General features: G+C 40.3%; 37 protein-coding genes. 35 read left to right on the forward strand and 2 right to left on the reverse strand.

The window, feature by feature from the left end; translation table 11 throughout:
- Positions 1–228: 228 nt before the first annotated feature.
- From BPR_RS03040 to BPR_RS03055, 4 genes are all read left to right on the forward strand, one after another.
- Positions 229–1,965 (forward strand): GGDEF domain-containing protein, encoded by a 1,737-nt coding sequence (locus BPR_RS03040; RefSeq protein ID WP_013279990.1) that lies wholly within the window; start codon positions 229–231, stop codon positions 1,963–1,965.
- Positions 1,966–2,069: 104 nt separating this feature from the next.
- On the forward strand, positions 2,070–2,345 hold the full coding sequence (locus tag BPR_RS03045; RefSeq protein WP_013279991.1) for a hypothetical protein: 276 nt from the start codon (positions 2,070–2,072) through the stop codon (positions 2,343–2,345).
- Between the two features lie 31 nt (positions 2,346–2,376).
- Entirely contained in the window at positions 2,377–3,612 is a 1,236-nt protein-coding gene (locus BPR_RS03050; RefSeq protein ID WP_013279992.1) for an AfsR/SARP family transcriptional regulator, read from the forward strand.
- A gap of 174 nt (positions 3,613–3,786) precedes the next feature.
- Positions 3,787–4,551 carry a GTP pyrophosphokinase gene (locus BPR_RS03055; RefSeq protein ID WP_013279993.1) on the forward strand — a complete coding sequence of 255 codons (765 nt, stop codon included), beginning with the start codon at positions 3,787–3,789 and terminating at the stop codon, positions 4,549–4,551.
- Positions 4,552–4,747: 196 nt separating this feature from the next.
- Here BPR_RS03055 and BPR_RS03060 read toward each other — a convergent pair whose 3' ends face one another.
- Entirely contained in the window at positions 4,748–5,614 is an 867-nt protein-coding gene (locus tag BPR_RS03060) for a class I SAM-dependent methyltransferase (RefSeq protein WP_013279994.1), read from the reverse strand.
- Positions 5,615–6,245: 631 nt separating this feature from the next.
- Between BPR_RS03060 and rpsJ the strand changes: the two genes are divergently transcribed.
- From rpsJ to infA, 25 genes are all read left to right on the forward strand, one after another.
- Complete coding sequence (gene rpsJ, locus BPR_RS03065; protein WP_013279995.1) at positions 6,246–6,557, forward strand: 30S ribosomal protein S10; 312 nt, start codon at positions 6,246–6,248, stop codon at positions 6,555–6,557.
- Between the two features lie 169 nt (positions 6,558–6,726).
- A complete protein-coding gene (gene rplC / locus BPR_RS03070) occupies positions 6,727–7,410 on the forward strand; it encodes a 50S ribosomal protein L3 (RefSeq protein WP_013279996.1) in 684 nt (227 codons plus the stop codon).
- A 27-nt stretch (positions 7,411–7,437) separates the two neighbouring features.
- The gene (gene rplD, locus BPR_RS03075; protein WP_013279997.1) at positions 7,438–8,061 is read left to right on the forward strand and encodes a 50S ribosomal protein L4; all 624 of its coding nucleotides are present in this window, start codon (positions 7,438–7,440) and stop codon (positions 8,059–8,061) included.
- Positions 8,061–8,360 carry a 50S ribosomal protein L23 gene (rplW, locus tag BPR_RS03080; RefSeq protein ID WP_013279998.1) on the forward strand — a complete coding sequence of 100 codons (300 nt, stop codon included), beginning with the start codon at positions 8,061–8,063 and terminating at the stop codon, positions 8,358–8,360. Before rplD ends, rplW begins: the two co-directional genes overlap by 1 nt.
- A gap of 95 nt (positions 8,361–8,455) precedes the next feature.
- The gene (gene rplB, locus BPR_RS03085; RefSeq protein ID WP_013279999.1) at positions 8,456–9,298 is read left to right on the forward strand and encodes a 50S ribosomal protein L2; all 843 of its coding nucleotides are present in this window, start codon (positions 8,456–8,458) and stop codon (positions 9,296–9,298) included.
- 11 nt (positions 9,299–9,309) lie between these two features.
- Positions 9,310–9,600, forward strand: coding sequence for a 30S ribosomal protein S19 (gene rpsS, locus BPR_RS03090; protein WP_013280000.1), 291 nt, complete (start codon positions 9,310–9,312; stop codon positions 9,598–9,600).
- Between the two features lie 30 nt (positions 9,601–9,630).
- Positions 9,631–10,026 carry a 50S ribosomal protein L22 gene (rplV, locus tag BPR_RS03095; protein WP_013280001.1) on the forward strand — a complete coding sequence of 132 codons (396 nt, stop codon included), beginning with the start codon at positions 9,631–9,633 and terminating at the stop codon, positions 10,024–10,026.
- A 19-nt stretch (positions 10,027–10,045) separates the two neighbouring features.
- Positions 10,046–10,717, forward strand: a complete 672-nt coding sequence (gene rpsC, locus BPR_RS03100) for a 30S ribosomal protein S3 (protein ID WP_013280002.1) — start codon at positions 10,046–10,048, stop codon at positions 10,715–10,717.
- The gene (gene rplP / locus BPR_RS03105; RefSeq protein WP_013280003.1) at positions 10,717–11,154 is read left to right on the forward strand and encodes a 50S ribosomal protein L16; all 438 of its coding nucleotides are present in this window, start codon (positions 10,717–10,719) and stop codon (positions 11,152–11,154) included. The genes rpsC and rplP overlap by 1 nt, the downstream gene beginning before the upstream one ends.
- Positions 11,144–11,353 (forward strand): 50S ribosomal protein L29, encoded by a 210-nt coding sequence (rpmC, locus tag BPR_RS03110; protein ID WP_013280004.1) that lies wholly within the window; start codon positions 11,144–11,146, stop codon positions 11,351–11,353. The genes rplP and rpmC overlap by 11 nt, the downstream gene beginning before the upstream one ends.
- Before the next feature lie 28 nt (positions 11,354–11,381).
- Positions 11,382–11,636, forward strand: a complete 255-nt coding sequence (gene rpsQ / locus BPR_RS03115; RefSeq protein WP_013280005.1) for a 30S ribosomal protein S17 — start codon at positions 11,382–11,384, stop codon at positions 11,634–11,636.
- Between the two features lie 24 nt (positions 11,637–11,660).
- On the forward strand, positions 11,661–12,029 hold the full coding sequence (gene rplN, locus BPR_RS03120; RefSeq protein ID WP_013280006.1) for a 50S ribosomal protein L14: 369 nt from the start codon (positions 11,661–11,663) through the stop codon (positions 12,027–12,029).
- 12 nt (positions 12,030–12,041) lie between these two features.
- Complete coding sequence (rplX, locus tag BPR_RS03125) at positions 12,042–12,371, forward strand: 50S ribosomal protein L24 (protein WP_013280007.1); 330 nt, start codon at positions 12,042–12,044, stop codon at positions 12,369–12,371.
- Between the two features lie 22 nt (positions 12,372–12,393).
- Positions 12,394–12,933, forward strand: coding sequence for a 50S ribosomal protein L5 (gene rplE / locus BPR_RS03130; RefSeq protein WP_013280008.1), 540 nt, complete (start codon positions 12,394–12,396; stop codon positions 12,931–12,933).
- A 21-nt stretch (positions 12,934–12,954) separates the two neighbouring features.
- On the forward strand, positions 12,955–13,140 hold the full coding sequence (locus BPR_RS03135; protein ID WP_013280009.1) for a type Z 30S ribosomal protein S14: 186 nt from the start codon (positions 12,955–12,957) through the stop codon (positions 13,138–13,140).
- A 244-nt stretch (positions 13,141–13,384) separates the two neighbouring features.
- Positions 13,385–13,786, forward strand: a complete 402-nt coding sequence (gene rpsH / locus BPR_RS03140; RefSeq protein WP_013280010.1) for a 30S ribosomal protein S8 — start codon at positions 13,385–13,387, stop codon at positions 13,784–13,786.
- 15 nt (positions 13,787–13,801) lie between these two features.
- A complete protein-coding gene (gene rplF / locus BPR_RS03145) occupies positions 13,802–14,341 on the forward strand; it encodes a 50S ribosomal protein L6 (RefSeq protein WP_013280011.1) in 540 nt (179 codons plus the stop codon).
- A 19-nt stretch (positions 14,342–14,360) separates the two neighbouring features.
- Positions 14,361–14,729, forward strand: a complete 369-nt coding sequence (gene rplR, locus BPR_RS03150; RefSeq protein WP_013280012.1) for a 50S ribosomal protein L18 — start codon at positions 14,361–14,363, stop codon at positions 14,727–14,729.
- An 18-nt stretch (positions 14,730–14,747) separates the two neighbouring features.
- A complete protein-coding gene (gene rpsE, locus BPR_RS03155; RefSeq protein WP_013280013.1) occupies positions 14,748–15,257 on the forward strand; it encodes a 30S ribosomal protein S5 in 510 nt (169 codons plus the stop codon).
- A gap of 16 nt (positions 15,258–15,273) precedes the next feature.
- A complete protein-coding gene (rpmD, locus tag BPR_RS03160) occupies positions 15,274–15,459 on the forward strand; it encodes a 50S ribosomal protein L30 (RefSeq protein WP_013280014.1) in 186 nt (61 codons plus the stop codon).
- Between the two features lie 119 nt (positions 15,460–15,578).
- Positions 15,579–16,019 carry a 50S ribosomal protein L15 gene (gene rplO, locus BPR_RS03165; protein WP_013280015.1) on the forward strand — a complete coding sequence of 147 codons (441 nt, stop codon included), beginning with the start codon at positions 15,579–15,581 and terminating at the stop codon, positions 16,017–16,019.
- Positions 16,019–17,338, forward strand: coding sequence for a preprotein translocase subunit SecY (secY, locus tag BPR_RS03170; protein ID WP_013280016.1), 1,320 nt, complete (start codon positions 16,019–16,021; stop codon positions 17,336–17,338). The genes rplO and secY overlap by 1 nt, the downstream gene beginning before the upstream one ends.
- A 177-nt stretch (positions 17,339–17,515) precedes the next feature.
- Entirely contained in the window at positions 17,516–18,160 is a 645-nt protein-coding gene (locus tag BPR_RS03175) for an adenylate kinase (protein WP_013280017.1), read from the forward strand.
- A gap of 17 nt (positions 18,161–18,177) precedes the next feature.
- A complete protein-coding gene (map, locus tag BPR_RS03180) occupies positions 18,178–18,936 on the forward strand; it encodes a type I methionyl aminopeptidase (RefSeq protein WP_013280018.1) in 759 nt (252 codons plus the stop codon).
- A gap of 15 nt (positions 18,937–18,951) precedes the next feature.
- Entirely contained in the window at positions 18,952–19,170 is a 219-nt protein-coding gene (infA, locus tag BPR_RS03185; RefSeq protein ID WP_013280019.1) for a translation initiation factor IF-1, read from the forward strand.
- A 101-nt stretch (positions 19,171–19,271) separates the two neighbouring features.
- Here infA and mgrA read toward each other — a convergent pair whose 3' ends face one another.
- Positions 19,272–20,270: an L-glyceraldehyde 3-phosphate reductase gene (gene mgrA, locus BPR_RS03190; protein WP_042256439.1), complete on the reverse strand. Its 999-nt coding sequence runs from the start codon at positions 20,268–20,270 to the stop codon at positions 19,272–19,274.
- A gap of 307 nt (positions 20,271–20,577) precedes the next feature.
- Here mgrA and BPR_RS03195 point away from each other — a divergent pair, with 307 nt between their 5' ends.
- From BPR_RS03195 to BPR_RS03220, 6 genes are all read left to right on the forward strand, one after another.
- Complete coding sequence (locus tag BPR_RS03195; protein ID WP_013280021.1) at positions 20,578–21,885, forward strand: transglutaminase domain-containing protein; 1,308 nt, start codon at positions 20,578–20,580, stop codon at positions 21,883–21,885.
- A 134-nt stretch (positions 21,886–22,019) separates the two neighbouring features.
- Positions 22,020–22,133 carry a 50S ribosomal protein L36 gene (gene rpmJ / locus BPR_RS03200; protein ID WP_013280022.1) on the forward strand — a complete coding sequence of 38 codons (114 nt, stop codon included), beginning with the start codon at positions 22,020–22,022 and terminating at the stop codon, positions 22,131–22,133.
- A 193-nt stretch (positions 22,134–22,326) separates the two neighbouring features.
- Positions 22,327–22,695 carry a 30S ribosomal protein S13 gene (gene rpsM / locus BPR_RS03205; protein WP_026662977.1) on the forward strand — a complete coding sequence of 123 codons (369 nt, stop codon included), beginning with the start codon at positions 22,327–22,329 and terminating at the stop codon, positions 22,693–22,695.
- A 104-nt stretch (positions 22,696–22,799) separates the two neighbouring features.
- A complete protein-coding gene (gene rpsK / locus BPR_RS03210; protein ID WP_013280024.1) occupies positions 22,800–23,207 on the forward strand; it encodes a 30S ribosomal protein S11 in 408 nt (135 codons plus the stop codon).
- Between the two features lie 309 nt (positions 23,208–23,516).
- On the forward strand, positions 23,517–24,110 hold the full coding sequence (gene rpsD, locus BPR_RS03215) for a 30S ribosomal protein S4 (RefSeq protein WP_026662976.1): 594 nt from the start codon (positions 23,517–23,519) through the stop codon (positions 24,108–24,110).
- Between the two features lie 188 nt (positions 24,111–24,298).
- Positions 24,299–25,258, forward strand: coding sequence for a DNA-directed RNA polymerase subunit alpha (locus tag BPR_RS03220; RefSeq protein WP_013280026.1), 960 nt, complete (start codon positions 24,299–24,301; stop codon positions 25,256–25,258).
- The last annotated feature ends 187 nt before the right edge of the window (positions 25,259–25,445 follow it).

Genomic DNA, 25,445 nt, shown 5'->3' on the forward strand with positions numbered 1-25,445 from the left:
AAGCAGATACAGTCTATGATAAAAGAAGCTATGAAACGATTGTAGGGCGGATTTTATGCTAAGGTGTCATATTTATGGCTACAATTGTTCGGCTGCTTGAGATATGACTTGGTGGGGGCAAATATGTGAGTGTGGCATTGGATAATAAAGGAGTGGTAAAATATTAGGAGAATATAAGCTTTGGATAGATGGCTTTAAGCTTGAATAGCCGTCAGAAAGGCATAATGTATGAAGGATGTCACTTTCCACGAAATAATCATAACCAAAGATGACCAGAAGATTGTTTCGGCTGATTCAAAGGTTTATGATGCCCTGGGGAGTTTTGCGGTTAAACCCATGAATGAACTCATTGCATCAGAAGATATGGAAATATATGAGAATAATATTAAGAACTGCGATGGAAACTGGTATCCTAGTAAGATACTGAGTCCTGACACTATGTATTACACTTATATGAGGGCGGCTGATAACGGCAAGCATATAAGGCTGACGGTTGTCAATGCACATGACCTTTTAAATGCACATTCTTCACTTATGAAGACAATCAATACATTTAATGCCCAACTGAATTTGTACGAAGATGTTTTCTTTGAGTATGATGTGGCAAAAGAGACTGTGAATGTTTATAATACTGCAATTGCTGATTTTGATGCCGGGGTGTACTCGATTAACGAATTTGAGAATTTTCTGATCAGCAGAGTAGATGATGAGCAGAAACAGGCGGTAAAAGGTTTTTTCCTTCAGATAAAATCAGGTGTTGGCAGGAGCACAACTGTAATTGATGGAAATTTGCTCAATGATGATCCCAGCGTGACACAAACTGTTCTCGATGAGGCTTATGCTTTTTATGGAGCTGATACTGAGGGCGTTGTAGGTCACATTCAGTTAAAAAGAGATGGTGGATCATCAAAGTTTAGTGTTTTCAGGTATGATTCTCTTACAGGAATGATTGATAAGTCTGACATAATCAGGATAGCCAGGGAGAGAATTGATGATAGAAGACTGGAAGGAACTACTCTGGTAATCATCGATCTTGACTTTTTTAAGAATATCAACGATTCCTTTGGGCATCAGTTTGGAGACGTAGTAATTAAAAAGATAGCGGATATAATATCCAACGAGGTTGGAACGAGCGGTATTTCCGGTAGATTTGGAGGAGATGAGTTCTTCGTTGTTTTGTATAACATACAGACTGAAGAAGAATTAAGAGCAATACTTAAGGGAATCAAGAACAAGGTTAGTGCAACATTTCAGGACAAAGGACTTGATAAGGATAATCCTCTTTCTGTATCTATTGGAGCTGCTGTTTTTCCTAAGGATGCTGACAATTATGACGATCTTTTTATGCTTGCGGATCATTGCCTGTACCTTGCTAAGGCAGGCGGAAGAAATAGATACATTTTCTATAGACAGGATAAACATGGGACGCTTGAGGATGTGAAGCAAAAGCATCTGATTTCCAAAAAGATAAATGAGAGAAGCATTTCTTACGGTGAAACTATTGTCCGGATGTTTGATATGGCGCTTCACGATGGAGAAGGGTCTTTGGACTACTTCATGAATGAATTTGCTGATACCTTCGAACTTCAGAATGTGTTATTGTTTGCCGGAGAGCCTTATAGATTCGTAAGTTCAGCAGGAAGTACCCCTATTGATGATAAAGAAGCCAATGAATTAGTAATAAGCGTACTTAACAGTAAGGACAAAGATAAATATTTCTCGCTTGGAGATTTTGTTGTGATCAATGAGCTTGATTCATTGCCACCTCATGCTCATAGTATCAGATCTTTTTTGATAAATAGAGAAGTGTACTCTTTTATTATGATCAGATTTTTTGATAAAGATCACAGAGAATGTGTGCTTTTGATTTCTGCAGTTGGAACGAAAATTGTGTGGAATCGTACACATTTCAAGTATTACAGGGCATTTACGGATCTTTTATCACTATACTCTATCGGCGAATGAATGAGATTTTTGGGAGGAAAAATCATCTGTTTTATCAAGTTTGATACAATCTACGACAAAAAATGTGCAATCCGCGACATTTAGAGATAATGAAATAAACTTTCATGCTAGATTATAATTGTAAGATGTATTTATATCTTCTTGTAAATGAGGAGTCTGGTATGGATGCAAGATATAATGAAGATGGCAACTTGATAGTTCAGGAGAATCACTATTGTGAGCATTGGGAGCCTGATGATGGAGCACTGGTACCTATGAGGGAGTGTTGGTGTTGCAAATGGTCTAAGTTTAGAGCTGATAACAACCTTATGAGCGATAGCATCGGAATATGTTGCTACAGCGGGAACAGATCAGAACTAGCCAGTCAGGAAATTAATTGAGTAATCAGTGTGGATCAGTAGAGGTATTGATATGACTCAGGGGAATAAGGTTAAACTTCAAATTCAATTATTCGGAGGCCTTGTGATCAACTATGGAGGAAGAAGTATTTCCATTGGCAAGAACAAGACTTCCAAATATATTCAGCTGTTGGAGATTGTATGGCTTAGTGGCAAGGATGGAGTGTCCAGAGACAATCTGGTAAATACTCTCTATGATCGCGAAGAACAGTCTAATATCAACAATAGCTTTAATAATCTTATTTATCAGATGCATAAACAGCTCAAGAAATCCGGACTTCCTGAGTGCGAGTATATTGTTAGCAGAGATGGATATTTTTATGTTGATGATAATGTAGAGGTTGAGTCAGATGCCGGAAGTTTCATGGATTTTGTTGAAAAGGCAAGAGAGGCCACAGATCAGAGCGAGCAGATGAAGCTTTACAGAGCTGCTTTTGATCTCTACAGATCAGAGCTTCTCCCTGAATTATCAACCCAGGAATGGGTAATCATCAAGAGTGTACAGCTTCAGAAAATGTATTCGGAATGCGTAATTGCTCTTGGTGAATACTACGAGAAGAGAAAAGATTTTGATGCTACCTACAAAGTTTATAAGAAGGCAGCAGATCTTTATCCGGACGATGAGTGGCAGATTGGCGAGATCAATGCCCTTATCGGGATGGATAACTATAAAGAAGCCTATAGAATCTATGATGAAACGGTAAGATATTATACCGATGAATTAGGTATAACTCCCAGTAAGGACCTTCTGGAATGTTATGACAAGATGAGCAGGCAGATAACAAATATGCCCAGCAAGATTCTTCAGATCAGAGATGATATTCTTGAGAGACGTGAGAGTGTTTCCAAAAACGAAGGTATTGCTTACGACTGCTCATACCCCAGTTTCATTGATGCTTATCATATTCTTAGCCGTAATATGGAGAGAAGCGGACAGTCTGTTTATATGATGCTTCTCACACTTGTGGATTACGAAGGCAAGAAGATCGCCAATCAGAATAAATTAGAAGTAAAAGGAAAACTTCTTCAGGAAGCTGTTTCTCTTACACTCAGACAGGGAGATACATACTGTAAATACTCGTCTTCACAGTTTCTTTTACTCCTTGTTGGTACCAGTAAGGAGAGCTGTAAGATAGTTTACAGGAGAATTCTCAACAAGTACAAGATGCTTGCTGGTCCTAGAGCTGAGATAGAATATAGTGTTGTATCTCTTGCTGATCTGCCGGAGAAACTGGCGGAAGCAAAATAAAATACGCAAAATTCACAATGGGGGTATTGTGGTTTTCACTATGAGGGTTCCGCGTGGCAATTTGCTACGCGGAATTTTGGGCTCTTAGAAAAACTTAATATTTACTTCACACAACGTTTAAAGAATGCTGATATACTATGATTAGAATTTTGTGTTGGAAAGGAAGTGGAGTCTATGGCGGTTAAGCATTTAGACTATTCAAATATAGAGTTTGCTGCTTTGGCAGAAGACATAGATGACATAGAGGAGCTGGAAGAACTTGATGGTCTTGTGGATAACAAAGACATATCAATGAATGAAGTTGAGAGAATCCTTAGAATGAAAGATCAGGTTAGAGACTTCCAGATTCTCATGATGAAATATGAATGTGCTTTATCTGAAGTAAGAACTAAGCTTGATGTATTGAATAAAGAATTATCTCTTAGGAATAACAGAAATCCTTTTGAATCTATTAAGATGAGGATAAAGACCCCTGTCAGTATTTACAAGAAGTTGCGCAGCAGGAACAAAGACTTTACCCTTGAAAATGTTAGAAACCAATTGTCTGATATCGCAGGAATCAGAGTTATTTGCTCTTTTGTTGATGATATTTATATGTTGGCTGATTGCCTTGCTCAGCAGGATGATATTACTGTCCTTCAGCGCAAGGACTATATTGAGACTCCCAAGGATAGTGGCTACAGAAGCCTTCATCTCATAATTGAGATACCTATTTTTCTTACTCAGGAAAAAGAGTATATGAAGGTTGAAGTTCAGTTTAGAACAATAGCGATGGATTTCTGGGCCAGCCTCGAACACAAGATGAAATATAAAAAGAATATTGAGAATCAGGAAGTTATTTCCGATGATCTTAAGTTCAGTGCAGATCTTATAAACCAACTTGATCTCAGAATGCAGCAGATCCGTGAGAAGATCGATGCAAGTGAAGATACACAATAAGTGATGTGAATGTAGAGTAGCTTTATAAAAAAGAGTACCTTCTATAATTATTATAGAAGATACTCATTTTTTATATATCAGGAAATTTCTCAGAATTACCTGATATATAAAACGCTGTTACTGTTCACTCGCTTACAGCTCACTCCAGTAACAAAATGCTCTATTATGGATGTGCATCGGTGCGAGATGAAGTGCGTTACTTCTGAGCTGTCCATCTGCCACTGGCACCACATGGAAGAACAAGTCCATTGCTCTTTACCGGAAGCCCGATCTCCTGAGCCTCGACAGAACCCTTATGGATTGGATCAAGAACGGTGTGAAGCATATATGACAGAACAGCAGGCTGAAGACCTGTTGTATATGAGTTGATCAGGAAGAAAAGAGGATCATCGGATAGGAGCTGAGCTGAAAGTTTGATAAATGGGAAAACAGATTCTTCAATCTTCCAGATTTCGCCTTTAGGACCTCTTCCATAGGAAGGAGGATCCATGATGATGGCATCGTATTTATTTCCGTGTCTGATCTCTCTTTCTACAAATTTGACGCAGTCATCAACAAGGTATCTGATAGGGGCATCGGAAAGCCCTGATGAAGCAGCGTTCTCTTTGGCCCATCCTACCATTCCCTTTGATGCATCCACATGAGTAACACTTGCTCCGGCCTTGGCAGCAGATACTGTAGCTCCACCTGTGTATGCAAAGAGATTAAGAACCTTGATAGGGCTGTTTGCTTCCTTAATTAATGAAGAGAACCAATCCCAGTTGGTTGCCTGTTCAGGGAAGAGTCCTGTGTGCTTAAAACTAAAAGGCTTAAGATTAAAGGTAAGTCCCTTGTAGTTTATCGTCCACTCTTCAGGAAGATTTTTGAATTCCCATTCACCGCCGCCTTTGTTACTGCGATGGTAATGGCCGTTGAACTTCTTCCATCCAAAATGTTTTTTTTCAGTATTCCAAATGACCTGAGGGTCCGGACGAACAAGCATATAATCGCCCCAACGCTCAAGCTTTTCGCCGCTAGAAGTATCTATGACTTCGTAATCTTTCCATCCGTCTGCAAGCCACATAATTTAATTCCTTCCTTATATAATTCTGGTTATAAATTGTTAATAATTATTTATAGATAGATAATAGTCATGCTGAAAACATTGTGCTATTATCTGTACTTGGGTTTGGCAGTAAAAGTGATGCCGATAATTTAATCTCATTTCTACTATATTATATAGTATATTTTGAGACAACGAATCACATTTTACTACTTAGGTATTTGTAAGTCATTAGTTAAGGCAGTAGAATTGATAAGAGATTAAAAAAGATCAAGTTTTACTGTTGAAAAACGNCTGATTTTGCGATAAAAGTGATTAATTTTNAAAAAAGNCTGTTGCATATCAGAACGAAATGATTTATACTCAATAACGCTGTGACATGATAGCTATGAAGCGTGAGGTTGCTGCTTATCCAGTTGAGCAGGTTTTCCGTGGAGCGAATGTCTAGAGGCCAGCTTTAAAGGCCAAACAAACTGACGACAAGTCACTGTACAGTAAATAGAAGTCTGCCGACTAACCCAAGGCAGAAACGACGTGTAGAAGTTGGAACAGCTTTACTATGTATTGAGGTTCATGACACACACGGGAGAGTGTACAGTCACCGCTTGTCGTACTTAATTCAAAAAGTGCGAAAAGGAGGCGACTTTTTTTTATGGCAAATCAGGTAATGAGAATTACACTTAAGGCTTATGATCATCAGCTTGTTGATGCATCTGCCAAGAAGATTATCGAGACAGTCAAGAAGAACGGATCACAGGTTTCAGGACCAGTTCCCCTTCCTACTAAGAAGGAAGTTGTTACTATCTTAAGAGCTGTTCACAAGTATAAGGATTCTAGAGAACAGTTCGAGCAGAGAACACACAAGAGACTTATCGATATCATTACACCAACATCTAAGACTGTTGAGGCTCTTCAGAGACTCGAGATGCCTGCTGGTGTAAACATCAATATCAAGATGAAATAATAACCAATCAGGTTGTTGTTCATTAATAGAAACAATCAATTCACCTCTACTAGTATGATGCGAGACGCATGATGCCGTGATAACTGGAGAATTGCCGAATGAGGACAATTGAAGCGACATTGCGAATGAAGTAAGCATCCGCTGTAGACGTAATAAGGAGGTAAAACACATGAAGAAGGCTATTTTAGCTACTAAGGTCGGAATGACCCAGATCTTCAAGGAAGATGGTTCACTGGTTCCTGTAACTGTTCTTCAGGCAGGACCATGCGTAGTAACACAGATCAAGACAGTTGAGAATGATGGTTACAGCGCAGTTCAGGTTGGATTTGTTGACAAGAAGGAAAAGGTTGTTAACAAGGACAAGAATGGTAACAAGACAATCTATCACCGTCATGGTGCAACAAAGGCTGAGCAGGGACATTTCAAAAAGGCTGGAGTTTCTTGCAAGAGATATGTAAGAGAGTTCAAACTTGAGAACGCTGCTGATTATGCACTTGGTGCAGAAATCAAGGCTGATGTTTTCGCTGAGGGCGACAAGATTGATGCTACAGCTATTTCAAAGGGAAAAGGATTCCAGGGTGCTATTAAGAAGAATGGTCAGCACAGAGGACCTATGGCACACGGTTCCAAGTTCCACCGTCATCAGGGTTCTAATGGCTCCAGTTCAGATCCTAGCCGCGTATTCAAGGGCAAGGGAATGCCTGGTCACATGGGCAGTGTAAAAGTAACAGTTCAGAATCTTGAGGTTGTTAGAGTAGATGCTGACAAGAACCTTATTCTTGTTAAGGGCGCTATTCCTGGACCTAAGAAGGGACTTGTTACAATCAAGGAAACCGTTAAGGTTGTAGGCTAATAGAACGCGAAAGGAGGAACCATACAGATGGCTAATGTATCTGTTTACAATATGGAAGGCAAAGAAGTTGGCAAGATCGATTTAAGCGATGCTATCTTCGGAGTTGAAGTAAATGAACATCTCGTACACATGGCTGTTCTTCAGCAGCTCGCTGATAACCGCCAGGGTACACAGAAAGCAAAGACACGTTCTGAAGTTTCCGGAGGCGGAAGAAAGCCTTGGAGACAGAAGGGAACAGGTCATGCTAGACAGGGATCTATCAGAGCACCTCAGTGGAAGGGCGGCGGAGTTGTATTCGCTCCAGTTCCAAGAGATTACTCTTTCAAGATGAACAAGAAAGAGAAGAGAGCTGCTCTTAAGTCTGCTCTTACAGATAAGGTTCAGAACAATAACATCGTTGTTGTAGACGAGCTCAAGTTTGATGAGATCAAGACAAAGAGATTCGCAGAGGTTATGAACAACCTCAATGCTACACGTAAGGCACTTGTTGTACTTGCTGACAATGATCAGAACGTAGTACTTTCTGCAAGAAACCTTGCTGAGGCTAACACAACACTTACAAACACACTTAATGTGTATGATATCGTAAACGCTAGAACACTCGTCCTTACAAAGGATGCAGTTGCAAAGATTGAGGAGGTGTATTGCTAATGGCAGCATTACAGTATTATGACGTAATCCTTAAGCCAGTTCTTACTGAGAAGAGCATGAACGGCATGGCAGAGAAGAAGTACACTTTCCTTGTTAATCCTGAAGCTAACAAGACACAGATCAAGGAAGCTGTAGAGAAGATGTTCGAAGGAACAAAGGTTGCTAAGGTAAACACAATCAACGCCGCTGGTAAGAGAAAGAGACGTGGCATGATCGTTGGTTTCACAGCTAAGACTAAGAAAGCAATCGTTCAGCTGACAGAAGACAGCAAGGACATCGAAATCTTCCAGGGACTCTAATTAACAACCAATAACTATACGCACGAATCCAGATTGAGTCCGGGATTCAAATGAGCAATCATTCGATGCGTGATAAATAAAAAGGAGAAATAATCATGGGAATTAAGAAATACGGCCCATATACCCCATCCAGAAGAAACATGACTGGATCAGATTTCTCAGAGATCACAAAGTCATCTCCAGAGAAGTCCCTCATTGTTTCTAAGAACAGCAAAGCTGGTCGTAACAACCAGGGTAAGATCACTGTTAGACATCGCGGATGTGGCGGCAGAGTTAAGTACAGAATCGTAGATTTCAGAAGAAACAAGGACGATATGCCTGCAAAGGTTATCGGAATTGAGTATGATCCTAACAGATCAGCTAATATCGCACTTATCCAGTACGAGGATGGCACAAAGGCTTATATCCTTGCACCTAACGGATTAACAGATGGCATGACAGTTATGAACGGTGCTAACGCAGAAATCCGTGTTGGTAACTGCCTCCCACTTTCACAGATTCCTGTCGGTGAAAATGTACATAATATCGAGCTTTATCCTGGAAAGGGTGGCCAGATGGTTAGATCAGCTGGTAACGCTGCTCAGCTTATGGCTAAAGAAGGTAAGTATGCAACACTTCGTCTTCCTTCAGGCGAAATGAGAATGGTTCCTATCGAGTGCCGTGCAACAATCGGTGTTGTAGGAAATGGTGATCACAACCTTATTAACTATGGTAAAGCTGGTCGTGTTCGTCACATGGGTATTCGTCCTACAGTTCGTGGTTCTGTTATGAACCCTAACGACCATCCACACGGTGGTGGTGAAGGTAGAGCACCTATTGGACGTTCTGGTCCTAGCACACCATGGGGTAAGCCAGCTCTTGGTTATAAGACACGTAAGGCTAAGAAGGCTTCTAACAAGCTGATCGTAAGAAGAAGAAACGGTAAGGCTATCAAATAAGGAGGAATAAAATGTCTAGATCACTTAAAAAGGGACCTTTTGCAGACGCAAGCCTGCTTAAGAAGATAGATGCTATGAACGCTGAGGGCCAGAAGCAGATAGTTAAGACATGGTCACGTCGTTCTACAATTTTCCCGTCTTTTGTTGGACACACAATTGCTGTTCATGACGGAAGAAAGCATATTCCTGTATATGTTACTGAAGATATGGTTGGACACAAGCTTGGTGAGTTTGTTCCTACAAGAACATTCAGAGGACATGCTGGAAATTCTCCCGCAGAGAGAAAGAGCAGCGTAAACTAATTATTCGTTCGATGAAAGGAGGAAATTTCCATGGAGATGGAGATCAAGCATAGATCAAAGATCAAAAGAGAAAGAAATCGTGACAATAAAGAAACAAGACCTTTTGCAAAGTTATCTTACGCAAGAATACCTGTTCAGAAGGCATGCTTTGTCATGGATGCTATCAGAGGTAAGGATGTAGAGACTGCACTTGCAATTCTCGAGTACAATCCTAGATATGCTTCTAGCGTAATCTACAAGCTTCTTGCAAGCGCTGTAGCTAACGCAGAGAACAACAAAGGTATGAACAGAGCTAATCTTTATGTTGCTGAGTGCACTGCAAGCAACGGCCCTATTATGAAGAGAATTCAGCCTAGAGCACAGGGCAGAGCATACAGAATCAACAAGAGAATGAGTCATCTGACTGTTATTTTGGACGAGAGATAATTGAAAGGAGAACCTAGAAATGGGACAGAAAGTTAATCCTCATGGCCTCAGAGTTGGTGTTATCGCTGACTGGGACTCAAAGTGGTATGCTGAGTCTGCTGATTTCGCCAATAATCTGGTAGAAGATTACAATATCAGAAAATTTCTGAAGAAGAAGTTATATGCAGCTGGTGTTTCTAAGATTGAGATCGAAAGAGCATCAGATAGAGTTAAGGTTATCGTTTACACAGCTAAGCCTGGTGTTGTTATCGGTAAGGGCGGTGCTGAAATCGAAGTAACTAAGAAGGAGCTTTCAAAGCTCACAGACAAGAAGGTTCTTGTTGACATTAAGGAAATCAAGAAGCCTGATAAGGATGCACAGCTTGTTGCAGAGAATATCGCTCAGCAGCTCGAGAATCGTGTATCATTCAGAAGAGCTATGAAGTCCTGCATGAGCAGAACAATGAAGACAGATGCACTTGGTATCAAGGCATGCTGCTCTGGCCGTCTTGGCGGTGCTGATATCGCTCGTTCAGAGTTCTACAGCGAGGGAACAATTCCTCTTCAGACTCTTAGAGCAGATATCGATTATGGTTTTGCTGAAGCAGATACAACCTACGGTAAGGTTGGTGTAAAGGTATGGATCTACAAGGGTGAAGTACTTCCAACTAAAGCAGGTGAGAATTCAGATAAGGAAGGGAGCGATAAATAATGTTAATGCCAAAGAGAGTTAAGCACCGCAAGCAGTTCCGCGGTTCGATGGCTCATAAAATTACTCGTGGTAACAAGATCACTTATGGTGAGTACGGAATTGTTGCGCTTGAGCCTTGCTGGATCAACTCAAACCAGATTGAGGCAGCCCGTGTAGCTATGACACGTTTCATCAAGCGTGGTGGTCAGGTTTGGATCAAAATCTTCCCTGACAAGCCTATCACATTAAAGCCTCTCGGAACACGTATGGGTTCTGGTAAAGGTGCAACTGATAGATGGGTAGCTGTTGTTAAGCCTGGTCGTGTAATGTTCGAAATCGGCGGAGTTGCCGAGGCCGATGCTAGAGAAGCTCTTCGTCTTGCGACACATAAGCTTCCTTGCAGATGCAAGATCGTTTCTAAGGCTGATTTGGAAGGCGGTGTATCTAATGAAAACTAATAAGTATGTAGAAGAGCTTCTGGCTAAGTCTGCTGAAGAGCTCCAGACAGAGCTTGTTTCTGCAAAGAAAGAGCTTTTTAACCTTAAGTTCCAGAACGCTACAAACCAGTTGGATAATACAGCAAGAATTAAAGAAGTAAGAAGAAATATTGCAAGAATCCAGACTGTAATCACACAGAATGCTAAGGCTGCAAACTAAGCCTCACACTAAATAAGGAGAAATAATCGTGGAAAGAAATTTAAGAAAAACGCGTGTTGGTAAAGTAACAAGCGATAAGATGGATAAGACCATCACAGTTTCCATTGAGGACCATGTTAAGCATCCTCTTTACAAGAAGATCGTAAAGAGAACTTACAAGCTTAAGGCTCATGACGAGAACAACGAGTGCCGTATCGGTGACACAGTTAAGGTCATGGAAACAAAGCCTATCTCCAAGGATAAGAGATGGAGACTTGTATCCATTATTGAACGTGCAAAGTAATACAAAAAATAAAGGAGAAATATCATGATTCAGCAGGAAAGTAGACTGAAGGTCGCTGATAACACAGGTGCTAAAGAGCTTCTTACAATCCGTGTTATGGGTGGATCTACAAGAAGATATGCGAGAATCGGCGACACTATAGTTGCTTCTGTTAAAGAAGCAACACCCGGTGGAGTTGTAAAGAAGGGTGATGTTGTTAAAGCTGTTGTCGTTCGTACTGTTAAAGAAACACGTCGTAAGGACGGTTCCTACATCAGATTTGATGAGAACGCTGCTGTTGTTATCAATGAAGATGGTACGCCTAAGGGAACACGTATTTTTGGACCCGTAGCTAGAGAGCTTCGTGAGAAAAAGTTCATGAAGATCCTTTCTCTTGCTCCGGAAGTATTATAAGGAGGCGCCCATATGTCAACAAGTAAGATCAAAAAGGGTGATATGGTTAAGGTTATCGCCGGTGGTGAAATCGACAAGGAAGGTAAAGTCCTTTCAGTTGATAAGAAGAATGGAAAGGTTATCGTAGAGGGCGTTAATAAGGCCATCTGCCACGAGAAGCCTTCTGCAAAGAATCCTAATGGCGGAATTGTTGAGCGTGAAGCTGCGCTTGATATCTCAAATGTTATGTATCTTCATAACGGACAGCCTACCAAGATCGGATTCAAGGTTGAGAAAGATGAGAACGGTAAGGTTGTTAAGAAGAGCCGCATCGCTAAAAAGACTGGTGAGGTTATCGACTAATTAAGAAAGGAGGTATGTAACTTTGAGTAGATATAAGGATTTATACAAGAACGAGATCGTTGATGCTATGACTAAGAAGTTCGGTTACAAGAATGTAATGGAAGTTCCTAAGCTTGACAAGATCGTTATCAATATGGGTGTTGGAGAAGCTAAGGAAAATGCTAAGCTTCTTGAGAACGCTGCAAATGATATGGCTATTATTTCTGGCCAGAAGCCTGTTATTACAAAGGCTAAGAAGTCTATCGCTAACTTCAAACTGAGAGAGGGTATGCCTATCGGATGTAAGGTAACTCTTCGTGGTGACAAGATGTACGATTTCCTTGATCGTCTTGTAAACCTTGCACTTCCTCGTGTACGTGACTTCAGAGGAATCAACCCTAACTCATTCGATGGAAGAGGTAACTATGCACTTGGTATCAAGGAGCAGCTTATCTTCCCTGAAATCGAATACGATAAGATCGACAAGACAAGAGGTATGGATATCATTTTCACAACAACAGCTAAGACAGACGAAGAGGCTCGTGAGCTTCTTACACTGTTCAATATGCCTTTTGCAAAGTAATTATAGGAGGGAATATAACACATGGCTAAATTATCCATGAAGTTGAAGCAGCAGATGAAACCAAAGTACTCAACACGTGCTTACAACCGTTGTAAGATCTGCGGTCGTCCTCATGCTTATCTTAGAAAGTACGGAATCTGCAGAATTTGCTTCCGTGAACTTGCATACAAGGGCGAGATTCCAGGTGTTCGTAAGGCATCTTGGTAAAACTAATCGTTTAAGTGAGATTCTATCGAACTTAGCGTACTAGTTTGTTCTCTCAAAGGAGATATCCTGAGAGCAGAACTTCATTAGCTGAACATGGTGGTCTGGGATGGAGACCACTTAATTAAAAATAATAATATTTATTATTCTTCGAAAGTAACACAAAAGCGCGCATTGCGGCTTCGTGTCTCTGCTCAATTCGGGGAGTAGTAAGGCGAAGCAAAAATAATTAAGGAGGCAATTTAAAATGGCAATGAACGATCCTATTGCAGATATGCTTACAAGAATTCGTAATGCAAATACTGCAAAGCATGACACTGTTGATGTACCTTCTTCTAAGATGAAACTTGCTATTGCAAACATTCTTCTTGAAGAGGGATATATTAAGAAGTTAGACGTAGTTGAAGATGGAGCATTCAAGAATCTTCATATTACTCTTAAGTATGGTGCTGACAGAAACGATAAGGTTATCACAGGCCTTAAGAGAATCTCAAAACCTGGTCTTCGTGTATACGCAGGCAAGGATGAGCTTCCTAGAGTATTAGGCGGTCTTGGTATTGCTATCATTTCTACAAACCAGGGCGTTGTAACTGATAAAAAAGCTAGAGAACTTCAGGTAGGTGGCGAAGTTCTTGCATTTATTTGGTAAATTGGAGGTACGGGCATGTCACGAATTGGAAAAATGCCAATCGCAGTTCCTGCTGGAGTAACAGTAGAAGTTGCAGAAAATAATAAGGTGACTGTTAAGGGACCTAAGGGAACCCTTACAAGAGTTTTCCCTGCTGAGATTTCTTTCTCACAGGAAGACGGTCAGATCGAAGTTAAGAGACCTGACGACCAGAAGAAGACAAAGGCTTTACATGGTCTTTCAAGAAGCCTTCTTAACAACATGGTTGTTGGTGTAACAGAAGGTTTCGAGAAGAAGCTTGAAGTAAACGGTGTAGGTTACAGAGCTGCTAAAAACGGCAAGACACTCTCTCTTACACTTGGTTATTCTCACCCAGTAGAACTTGTTGATCCTGAAGGAGTTGAGACAGTTGTAGAGGGTCAGGTAATCACAGTTAAGGGTATCGACAAAGAGGCGGTTGGCCAGCACGCTGCTATCATCAGAGAGAAGAGAGCTCCAGAGCCATATAAGGGCAAGGGAATCAAGTATGCTGATGAAGTTATCAGACGTAAAGTTGGTAAGACCGGTAAGAAATAATAGATAAGGAGAGTGCAAAATGGTTAGTAAAGAATCCAGACAGGAAATTCGTGCTAAGAAGCACATGAAGATCCGTAAGCGTTTTAGCGGAACAGCTGAGAGACCAAGGCTCGCTGTTTTTAGAAGCAATAATCATGTATACGCACAGGTTATTGATGATGTTGCCGGCAAGACACTTGTATCTGCTTCAACTCTTGAAAAAGATATCAAGGCTGAGCTTAAGAATACAGACGATATTGATGCTGCAACAAAGATTGGTGATGTTGTTGCAAAGAGAGCTCTTGAAAAGGGCATCAAGGCCGTTGTATTTGACAGAGGCGGTTATATCTACCACGGTAAGGTAGAAGCATTGGCCGAGGCTGCTAGAAAAGCTGGCTTGGAATTCTAAGAAGGGAGAAAACACAAAATGAAGCGTAATATCGTAGATGCAAGTCAGCTCGAATTGACAGATAAAGTTGTAACCATTAAGCGTGTTACAAAGGTTGTAAAGGGTGGACGTAACATGAAGTTCACAGCGCTTGTAGTTGTTGGTGACAACAATGGTCACGTTGGCGTTGGTCTTGGAAAGTCAACTGAAATCCCAGATGCTATCCGTAAGGGTAAGGAAGATGCTACAAAGAACCTCATTACTGTTCCTCTTGATGAGAACAACAGTATTACACATGATTTCGTAGGTAAGTTCGGCTCAGCTGAAGTATTACTTAAGAAGTCTCCAGAAGGTACTGGTATCATCGCTGGTGGTCCTGCTCGTTCTGTATGTGAGCTTGCAGGTATCAGAAATATCAGAACAAAGTCACTTGGTTCAAACAACAAGCAGAATGTTGTTTATGCAACAATCAATGGCCTTGCTCAGTTAAAGACACCAGAAGAAGTTGCAGCAAAGCGCGGTAAGTCTGTAGCAGAAGTAACCGCTTAATAGAAGGAGAAAATCAATGGCAGATAAGAAGCTTAAGATCACATTGGTTAAGTCAACTATCGGTGCTATTCCTAAGCAGGTAGCAACAGTTAAATCAATGGGATTCAAGAAACTTAACAGTTCTGTTGAACTTCCTGATAACTCTGCAACAAGAGGTCAGATTCAGCAGATCAGACACCTCGTTAAGGTAGAAGAGATCTAATCTCGAAAAAGATGCAAAAATTGTTACCGGAGCTGTTCCATGTACGCGCGAGTGGTGTATAATAAAGAAGTGCGCTGCGTTTAGCGGTACGAGCTCCGGGTTTTATAAGGAGGAATATCATGGAATTATCCAACTTAAGACCTGCTGAGGGTTCAAAGCAGAGCGATAATTTTAGAAGAGGCCGTGGTCATGGTTCAGGAAACGGCAAGACTGCTGGTAAGGGACACAAGGGACAGAAGGCTCGTTCAGGAGCTCCAAGACTTGGTTTCGAAGGTGGTCAGATGCCACTTTTCAGAAGACTTCCTAAGAGAGGCTTCAAGAACATCAACCACAAAAATATCGTAGGCATCAATCTTAGCGCACTTGAAGTATTTGACAACGGAGCAGTTGTAGATATTCAGGCACTCAAGGACCAGGGAATCGTTAAGAAGGAACTTGACGGCGTGAAGATTCTTGGCAACGGAGAATTTACTAAGAAGCTTACGGTTAAAGCTAATGCTTTTAGTGCATCAGCTAAAGAGAAGATCGAGGCTCTTGGTGGAACAACAGAGGTGATCTAATGTTTAAGTCCCTAATGAATGCATTAAAAGTCAAGGAATTGAGAAATAAGATTCTTTTCACCATTTGTATGCTTGGTGTGATCAGATTAGGATCTGCTATTCCTGTTCCTGGAATGAACGTTTCAGTTTTCCAGAATTGGTTTAAGAGTCTTACAGAAAGTGATTCCTTTGGCTTCATGGATCGATTTACTGGTGGATCATTTGAGAATATGTCAATCCTGGCACTCAATATCACACCATACATTACATCTTCCATTATCATTCAGCTTCTCACAATTGCAATTCCTAAGTTTGAGGAATGGCAGAGAGATGGCGAGGATGGAAGAAAGAAGCTTACAGCTCTTACAAGATATGTAACAGTAGCGTTAGCTCTTATCGAATCCATTGCAATGGCAATCGGTTTTTACAGGAACACAGGCTTCCTTACAGAACAGTCTATTTTCCTTGTAATTCAGATTGTGGCAGCCCTTACAGCTGGTAGTGCATTCCTGATGTGGATTGGTGAAAGAATCACAGACAATGGGGTAGGAAACGGTATTTCAATTGTTCTGACTATCAACATTCTTTCAAGAATGCCGTCAGATTTGAAGGCCCTTTACGAGCAGTTCGTAAGCGGCAAGGCTATTGCTAGGGGAGTTGTATCAGCTATAATCATACTTGCTGTTATAGTTGCAATGGTAGTATTGGTAGTTCTTCTTAATGGCGCTGAGCGTAGAATTCCTGTTCAGTATGCTAAGAAGATCCAGGGTAGGAAGACATACGGTGGTGCCCGTTCAGAGATTCCTCTCAAGGTCAATACAGCAGGCGTTATGCCTATTATTTTTGCAATGTCTTTATTCCAGTTCCCAATTATTATCAGCCAGTTAGTTGGCTATAATGGTTCAGGATTCTGGGGCAAGTTTATTGCATATCTTAACCAGAGTAACTGGTGTAATCCTAATCACTGGAATTACTCAATTGGTTTAGTAGTATACATTTTGTTGCTTATCTTCTTTGCGTATTTCTATACGTCAATTACCTTCAATCCACTTGAGATTGCAGATAATATGAAGAAGCAGGGAGGCTTTATCCCAGGTATCAGACCAGGAAAGCCTACAAGTGATTACCTTACAAGCATTTTGAATTACATCATTTTCATTGGAGCTTGCGGCCTTACAATTATTGGTGTATTGCCTATCTTCTTTAATGGTGTATTTGGTGCCAGCGTTTCATTTGGTGGAACTAGCCTTATCATCGTGGTAAGTGTTATTCTTGAGACTATCAAGCAGATTGAATCTCAGATGTTGGTACGTAATTACAAGGGCTTCTTAGAAGACTAAGATTAGTGTAAAGAGGTTATAGTATTCGCTTGTAGCGTTTACTATATCCTCTTTTTAAATTTCTGATATTTTAAAAGAATGTCCTCATAACCAAGATTTTTCTAGCAGATTTATTGCTAATGTTTTATAATGAAGGTTGTGTGATAAAACAAATATTACTTGAGAGGGCTATTAAGTATGAAAATTATTATGTTGGGTGCGCCTGGAGCAGGCAAAGGAACTCAGGCTCAGATGATCGCGGATAAGTATAATATTCCGCATATTTCCACTGGAGACATCTTTAGAGCTAATATCAAGAATGGTACAGAACTTGGCAAGAAAGCCAAAGAGTATATGGATAAGGGACTGCTTGTTCCTGATGAGCTTACAGTTCAGCTTCTCCTTGACAGAGTAGCTAACGAAGATTGTAAGAATGGATACGTTCTTGATGGTTTCCCACGTACTATTCCTCAGGCAGATGTTCTTGACAGTGAGCTTACTAAGCTTGGTGATAAAGTAGATTATGCGGTTAACGTTGATGTGCCGGATGAGAATATTGTACACAGAATGTCAGGAAGAAGAGCATGCCTTAAGTGTGGTGCGACCTATCATATTGAACATATTCCACCTAAGACTGAGGGGATATGTGATAAATGTGGAAGCGAACTGGTATTGAGAGATGATGATAAGCCTGAGACAGTTCAGAACAGACTTGCCGTTTATCATGAGCAGACACAGCCTCTTATCGAATACTACGATAAGAAGAATATTTTGAAGACAGTTGACGGTACAAAGGACATGCAGGAAGTATTTAGCGATATAGTTAATATTCTTAATGCATAAAATTTGGTGTTTTATATATGGCTATAACAATAAAAACAGATGAAGAAATTGATTTAATGAGACAATCTGGACAGCTTTTGGCTAAGGTTCATGAAGAGCTCCATGCTGCTGTTCGTCCCGGTATCTCAACACTTGAGCTCGATGAGATAGGTGAGAAGACTATCCGTGCTCTGGGAGGAATACCCAATTGTAAGAATTATGAGGGTTTTCCTGCTTCTGTATGTATTTCTGTGAATGACGAGGTTGTTCACGGAATTCCAAGTGCCGATAGAATCCTGCAAGAAGGTGACATAGTTACTTTTGATACAGGACTTATATATAAAGGGTATCATTCCGATGCTGCCAGAACCTGGGGCGTTGGTAAGATAAGCGATGATGCTCAGAAACTCATAGATGTTACTAAACAAAGTTTTTTTGAAGGTATCAAGAAAGCTAAGGCTGGTAACAGATTGCATGATATATCAAGGGCAATTGATTCTTATATTAAGCCCTATGGATATGGCATTGTAAGGGAACTGACAGGTCATGGTATTGGAACTTCTCTTCACGAAGATCCAATTGTTCCAAATTATAGAAAGTTTACCCGAGGAGTTAAACTTAGAAAAGGTATGACAATATGCGTTGAACCTATGATCACGATGGGGGAGCGCTATGTTGGGTGGCTTGATGATGATTGGACGGTAGTGACAGTTGACGGCTCACTTGCAGCACATTATGAGAATACTATTGCCATAACAGATGGCGAACCAGAGATACTAACATTGGAAAGGTCTTGAACAAGGAGGATAAGAATGTCAAAGGCTGATGTAATTGAAATTGAAGGAAAAGTAATTGAGAAGCTTCCAAACACAATGTTCCAGGTTGAACTTGAGAATGGACACGTTGTTTTAGCACATATTAGTGGTAAGCTCAGACAGAACTTTATCAGGATTTTACCTGGTGATAAGGTAACACTTGAACTTTCTCCATATGATCTTACAAAGGGAAGAATTATCTGGAGAGATAAGTAATTAACTTTTGAGACTAATAAGTAAGAAGCCAGAACTGTGAAAGGTTCTGGCTTCTTTTCTGTGACGATACTTAGACACTAATTTCTGCTTGATAGAGCATTTTACTCAAATGAAGCAACAATTGAATCAATTTCTTTTAGTTCAGATTCGGTGAATGTTGTATTTTCAATAGCCTTAATATTATCAAGAATCTGACTTGGCTTGGAAGCGCCAATGATCACTGAAGTAATATAGTCATCTTTAAGAATCCATGCAAGTGCCATTTCAGCTAAAGTCTGTCCTCTCTTCTGGGCTATATCATTAAGCTTTCTAATGCAGTTTAGCTTATTATCACTTAACTGGTTCTCTTTCAGAAATCTTCCATCTGTACGAATTCTGCTATCTTCAGGAATTCCATTAAGGTATCTGTTGGTAAGAAGGCCTTGTGCAAGTGGAGAAAAGCAGATAATTCCCTTTCCTAATTCCTTGGCCTTTTCTTTCAGGCCGTTTTTCTCAATGGTACGATCAAAAATATTGTAACGGTTCTGGTTAATGATAAATGGAACATGAAGTTCTGTCAGAATTGCAGAAGCCTTTTCTAAAGTAGGACCATCATAATTGGAGATACCAACATATAAGGCTTTGCCACTTCTAACTATCTGTGCGAGAGCTTCCATAGTCTCTTCAAGTGGTGTCTCCGGATCCATTCTATGGTGGTAAAAGATATCCACATAATCAAGTCCCATTCTTTGAAGTGACTGATCAAGACTGGCAATAAGATACTTGCGGCTTCCCCAATCGCCATAAGGCCCTGGCCACATGTAGTAACCGGCTTTTGTTGAGATGATCATTTCATCTCTGTATTTGTGCATACTTTCTTTTAGAATTTTACCGAAATTAATCTCTGCTGCACCTTCGGCTGGACCATAGTTATTGGCAAGATCAAAATGTGTGATACCATTGTCGAAAGCGGTGAAGCACATCTGCTCCATGTTGCTAAAGTCTGAATTATCACCGAAATTATGCCATAAGCCGAGGGATATAGCAGGGAGCTTCAGGCCGCTTTTGCCGCAGCGATTATATTGCATTTTTTCATATCTTTTTTCATTGGAAGTGTACATACTCATTTCTCTCCGTTTATGTATTGATAACTTTAACGAGTTGCCTAAGCTTTATAGTTCGGGAATACTTGGTTATAGCTATATATGAACCATACGCTTCTAAATCCTATGTAGTTAGCGTAAGCCAGGTTGATAGTCCGGTCAATATTATTTACTAATAAAGATCGAAAATCATTATTATTTGTCCAAAAAAGCTATCTGATTAAATATTTATAGAAAAAGAATTTTTACAAGGCGTTAATGTTATCAATAAATATGACGATATAGATATAGAATTCATGTGCGTATAGACAAGGAAGGAATCGCTATGAAGAAATTATTGGGAAAACTGTTAGGTTTAATTCTGGCCATCGTAATTGCTGCGTGTGGCTTTATTGTGCTATGCGGAATTAATTCGGACGTGGCTAAAGGAGCCTCAGAGGTCTCCAAGGGACTTGGAAATTACATTCGTTCTCAGGCCGCAGCTGAGGCAACTGGTGAATCGTCTACAGCTAATACGTCAACCGATAATTCAGACGGAAATATGATGGCTGATGCCATTGGAGATCTTGCGGATGCAGCATCTTATGTCAGCTCTTTTACCGTATCCGAGGTACAGGAAAAAGAATTTGCTGAGTACGAGGGCGATTGGAGCAGCTCCGGAATAGATAAAGATGTAGTTAAAGAAGCAGTAGAACCGCTTGTTAATCAGGATCTTAGCGAGGATCCGACAGACGACACTACCTACTATAATATTACAGATGATATGTCAGGTCTTGTTCAGACGCAGAAGAATGTTATAAACCTTGAAACTTCTGACGATGTTCAGAAAGCTATCAGTGATATCAGTATGGGAAGCACCGGATCTGATTATACTTTTAGTGCTAATTATTATCCTTATTACAATATGCTGACGGATAAATGTAAACAGCTCTACAAGCAGATATATGCTAATACCTTGTCAGAGAGAACAACTTTTTTGCCGGTGACAAAGGCTACTTCTGATGAATGGAATAATGCGCTTATGAGCGTGATCTTTGATCATCCTGAGCTATTCTGGCTAAATACCAGAATGTACACGGAATACGATTATAAAGGTAGTGTTGTAAAAGTTCAGCTATATTTCTATAAAGATGAACTTGGAGATATTAAGGCAGCGAGAGATACATTTGATCTGATGATTGATAGTTTCCTTGCTCAGGCGAATGAGCAGAAGTTTAAAACAGACTATGACAAAGAAGTTTATGTCCATGATCAATTGGCAGAACGTTTAACATATAAAGAAAATCCACTGGATCAGAGTGCTTATAGTGCAATTGTTGGAAATGAAACGGTTTGTGCAGGGTACTCAAAGGCTTTTCAATTACTGATGCAAAAGATGGATGTACCAACCTATTTATCTGTTGGATGGGGCGGAGGTCTGATATCCGGTGATATGCATGCTTGGGACATAATCAAACTTGGAAATGACTATTATAATTTGGATGTTACGTGGGATGATCAGGATCCCGTTAACTATAACTACTTCAATCAAACTGATTCGGACTTTCACAGGCATATACGCATGTTTAATTCACAGTATCTGCCAGCTTGTAATGGAAAAAAATATGCTAAATCGCCTACGTCTAATCAATAATGAAATTTTGTAAAAAAATAGTTGATAATTGATTTGGCATGTGCTATGATGTTAAATGGTCTTTTTAGAAGAGGGGATTTTTATGCCCTTCTTTAAGCATTATGCTGTTTTTACCATGCAGGAAAGGAGTAACGATGAAAGTTAGGTCTTCTGTTAAGCCTATGTGCGAAAAGTGCAAGGTTATTAAGAGAAAGGGCGTTATCAGAGTTATCTGTGACAACCCTAAGCACAAACAGAGACAGGGATAATTCGAGCCGTTTTCGGATTACTTTTTGATACCAATGTGTATTGGAAAGATCGGATTATACTTTGTCCGGTTGGGTCTTATTATTTGTAATGACCCCAATCAAACAAGTAACAGCTCTGACGAAACAGGTTGGAGCAAGAGGAGTAAAGCTTCTCAATAGTAACAATTTTTTATTTGTAAATGGAGGAATTAAAATGGCTCGTATTGCAGGTGTAGATTTACCTAGAGATAAGCGAGTAGAGATCGGTTTGACATACATCTACGGAATTGGTAGAACAAGCTCAAACAAGATTCTTGAAGCTGCAAAAGTAAATCCGGACACACGTGTTCGTGATCTTACAGATGATGAAGTTAAGAAAATCGCCGAGATTATCGGTAATGACTACGATGTAGAGGGTGACCTTAGAAGAGAAGTTGCCATGAACATCAAGAGACTCACAGAGATCGGATGCTTCAGAGGAATGCGTCATAGAAGAGGACTTCCTTGCCGTGGTCAGAGAACAAAGACAAATGCAAGAACAAGAAAAGGACCAAAGAGAACAATCGCTAACAAGAAGAAATAATTTCTTTTAACATAGCTTTTGTATCAATGTTGAGCTTGTGCATGGCAGGTTCAAAGAGTAACAATATCAATAGATTTATTAGGAAGAAAGTAGGTTAGTTTAAAATGGCAAATCAGAAAGCATCAGCTGCAAAGAAGGCAGCTGCAAAGAAGCGTGTCAAGAAAAACGTTGAACACGGACAGGCACATATCCAGTCATCTTTCAATAACACTATCGTTACATTGACAGATGCTGCAGGTAACGCTCTTAGCTGGGCAAGTGCTGGTGGTCTGGGATTTAAGGGTTCAAGGAAATCTACTCCTTATGCTGCACAGGTAGCTGCAGAAACAGCAACAAAGGCTGCTCTTATTCACGGCCTTAAGACTGTTGATGTATTCGTTAAGGGACCAGGATCAGGAAGAGAAGCTGCAATCAGAGCTCTTGCTGCAAGCGGCCTTACAGTTACATCTATCACAGATGTAACACCTGTACCACATAACGGATGCCGCCCACCTAAGCGCCGTAGAGTATAATCTGAGTGATATAGGGATACAAAGTTATATTTTTCTGTGCTTGCACAGAGAAAAATATAACCTTGGAGACCGAACATACATGAGGAAGTAGAGCAATAGCTCGGATTCCGAATGTATGCATGATTGCGAGAACGTAGTGAAGCAATCATGGGTATCACAAAGTAGTATATTCAATCAATGTAGTTACATGTGCATATAATATATGTGAAATTACGTTGGACGAAGGTGCGAATGCTGAGTTATCAGCAAACATTGTAAACAACATCAAAATGACAGATGTTCATTTTGAGTAAAAGAAAGGAGCCTAAAATGGCAGTAAACAGAGTTCCCGTTTTAAAGAGATGCAGATCACTTGATTTAGATCCAACATTCCTTGGATATGACAAGAAGTCTAAGAGAACATCAGCTAGAGCTGGTAAGAAGATGAGCGAGTATGGACTTCAGCTCCGCGAGAAGCAGAAGGCTAAGTTCATCTATGGCGTTCTTGAGAAGCCTTTCAGAAACTACTATGACAGAGCAGACAGAATGAAGGGTCAGACAGGTGCAAACCTTATGACAATTCTTGAGTCAAGACTTGACAACGTAGTATTCAGAATGGGATTCGCTAGAACAAGAAGAGAGGCTAGACAGGTTGTCCTTCACAAGTTCGTTCTTGTAAATGGCAAGCAGATCAACGTTCCTTCATATCTTGTTAAGGCTGGCGATACAATCGAAATCAAGGAAGCTGCTAAGAATATCCAGAGATTCAAGGATATCACAGAGATCACAGCTGGCAGACTCGTTCCTGAGTGGATTGATGTTAACAAGGACAATCTCCAGGGTACAGTTAAGGAACTTCCTTCAAGAGAAGTTATTGATGTACCAGTTGACGAAATGCTTATCGTCGAGTTGTATTCTAAGTAATTTGAGTGATAAAAGGATTCAAAGTCATAAATCTATGCACTTGTGCATAATGATTTATGACCTTGAAGACTTAACAGATATGAGGATGAAGCATGTTAATGCATAATCCGAATGGCTGTGAATTGCGTGACAATTCATTATCATATATAATATAACTTGTTAACAAACCACATAAGGAGGGTATATCAGTGTTTGATTTTGAAAGACCAAATATTGAAGTTGCTGAAATCTCAGATGATAAGAAGTATGGTAAATTCGTAGTTGAGCCTCTTGAGAGAGGTTACGGTATTACACTGGGCAATTCCCTTCGCAGGATTATGCTCTCTTCTTTACCTGGAGCAGCAGTAAGTCAGGTCAAAATCGAAGGCGTACTGCATGAGTTCAGTTCAATTCCTGGTGTTAAGGAAGATGTAACTGAGATCATCATGAATATCAAGAACCTTTCTATCAAGAATTCTTCTGATACAAACGAGCCTAAGACTGCATACATTGAGTATAGTGGCGAAGGCGTTGTTAGGGCTTCTGATATCCAGGTTGACCAGGATATAGAGATCATGAATCCAGATCAGGTTATCGCTACACTTTCCGGCAAGGATGCTAAGCTTTACATGGAGCTTACTATCACAAAGGGAAGAGGTTATGTAAGCTCTGATAAGAATAAGGGTGGCGATCTTCCAATAGGAGTTATCGCTATCGATTCTATCTACACACCAGTAGAGAGAGTAAACGTAACTGTAGAGAATACTCGTGTAGGTCAGGTTACTGACTTTGATAAATTAACACTTGATGTTCACACAGATGGAACATTAGCTCCAGATGAGGCTGTAAGCCTTGCTGCTAAGGTTCTTAGTGAGCATCTTAGCCTCTTCATCGATCTTTCCGAAAATGCTAAGACTGCAGAAGTTATGGTAGAGAAGGAAGATGACGAGAAGGGCAAAGTTCTCGAGATGTCAATTGATGAACTTGAGCTTTCAGTTCGTTCATTCAACTGCCTTAAGAGAGCTGGTATCAATACCGTTCAGGAGCTTGCAAACAAGACTTCTGACGATATGATGAAGGTTCGTAACCTTGGACGTAAGTCACTTGAGGAAGTTCTTGCTAAGCTTGATGAGCTTGGTCTCTCACTTAGACAGGACGGCGAACAGTAATCATACTAGTGAGACATTATTATGTGACAGGACTTGTTCCTGTCGCGTATGATATGGTTTATTCGCAGAAGGTAAATCCGATGTGTACTGAAGCGGATTCTCATGGTTAACATTAACAACATCTTGAAAGTAAGTCCAAAGCGCATTTCATGATGCACCACAGCAGGAGGAATCCTGCAGATGAGAA

This window comes from Butyrivibrio proteoclasticus B316 (assembly GCF_000145035.1).
GTDB classification, from domain to species: domain Bacteria; phylum Bacillota; class Clostridia; order Lachnospirales; family Lachnospiraceae; genus Butyrivibrio; species Butyrivibrio proteoclasticus.